Annotated in this window: 3 pseudogenes; 1 reads left to right on the forward strand and 2 read right to left on the reverse strand. The window is 68.5% G+C overall.

Features of this window, described 5'->3' with window-relative positions:
• Positions 1-172: 172 nt before the first annotated feature.
• Both HMPREF9153_RS12820 and HMPREF9153_RS12825 read right to left on the reverse strand, forming a co-directional pair.
• Positions 173-823 (reverse strand): annotated as a pseudogene (locus HMPREF9153_RS12820) (ISAs1 family transposase).
• A gap of 73 nt (positions 824-896) precedes the next feature.
• Positions 897-1,178 (reverse strand): annotated as a pseudogene (locus HMPREF9153_RS12825) (transposase family protein); the annotation flags it as partial.
• On the opposite strand from HMPREF9153_RS12825, the pseudogene HMPREF9153_RS12830 reads away from it, so the two are divergent.
• Positions 1,135-1,316 (forward strand): annotated as a pseudogene (locus HMPREF9153_RS12830) (polysaccharide biosynthesis tyrosine autokinase); the annotation flags it as partial. The pseudogenes HMPREF9153_RS12825 and HMPREF9153_RS12830 sit on opposite strands and share 44 nt — an antisense overlap.

The following is a 1,316-nucleotide window of genomic DNA, read 5'->3' on the forward strand; positions in this document are numbered from 1 at the left end:
CCAGGGCCCCGGAAGAGTCGTGCTTTCTTTCTGTGGTGGTGGTGTGGTCAGAGTGTGAGGAGGAGTGTGCAGGTGGCGGGTGGGTCCCAGGCGGCTTGCCGGGTGGCTCTCGCGATGTTCGTGGCCCCGGCTAGGTGGTGGATGCTGATGGCCAGATTCCTGATCGTGGCCATCACGTGGGGGCCGATGCGGTGCGGATCTGGCTACGATCCTCGTCGAGCGTGACGTCTCGGACCCAGTGGAGCCGGTTCTCTACACCCCAGTGGCCGCGGGTCCAGGCCGCGATCCGGGCCGCAGAGCCTTCAGGTAGCGTGACCGAGGTGATGAGGTAGACGATCTCGGTGGTCTTCTTCCCGGCCCGGGTGGCCACCCAGCGCCGGTGGACGATCTGCGCGGCGCCGGGGAATCCCAGGCCGGTGGGGGCCTGGAGGACTTTCAGGGTGCGCCGGGTGAGGCGGCCATGGGCCTTCTCCACGTCGACGTGGCCGGCGGGGACCTTCTTCTACGGCTGACCGGCCAGGTTCTTGTGCAGGGTGGGCTGGTTGGATTTGACGGTGAACACGTAGTCGACACCGGCGGCGAGGATCGCGGTAGCACTAGCGGTCTGGGTGTGGAGGGCGTCGGCGGTGATGACTGCACCAGCCGCGCGCTCGCCCAGCGCCTTGATCACGGCGGGCAGCGCCGGTATCTCGGTGGACTTGGCCTCGACCTCCGGTGGGGCCATCACCGTCCCCGACATGTGGTCGAGGCCGGCGACCAGGTGGCGGGCCCGCTCGGTGGCCGAGCGGGAGCCCGGTAGCGTTTTCCCGTCTACGGCGATCACGTGGCGCGCCGGCGAGGGTGGTGCGGGTCCAGGCGTACAGACACAGGTGCCCGTCCAGGGCGGCGGTGATGCGGGCGACGAGTTTCCGCAGGGTGGATTCGCCGGGGGCCGATCTCAGCGCGAATTCGTTCAGGTTCTTGTCGGTGAGTCTGGCTGCCCACTCGCCGGTGGCGGTGAAGCCCCGGCAGCCAGCCATCGCCGCCGAGACCGCGACCAGAAGCACCCCCGGCACGGGGTAACGCTTGCCTCGGGCCTGGCGGGGGTCGGGGACCCTGGACAGATGATCGGCCAGTCGGGCATCAGGTAGGGGCGTGTCAGGAATGATCCTGGGCGGCGCGGTGGGGGAAGATGGCATCGCGGGCGGGGCCCTCGGGATCGGTAGATTGCATGACTACTTCCATCCCATCCGGGACGGCCTCGCCCACCCATCTAACACGCTGGACCCGACTCAACCCCTAGTCACAGCACACTCCTACCGACTTTTCCGGGACCC

Origin of the sequence: Cutibacterium avidum ATCC 25577, assembly GCF_000227295.1 — a bacterium.
GTDB lineage: Bacteria > Actinomycetota > Actinomycetes > Propionibacteriales > Propionibacteriaceae > Cutibacterium > Cutibacterium avidum.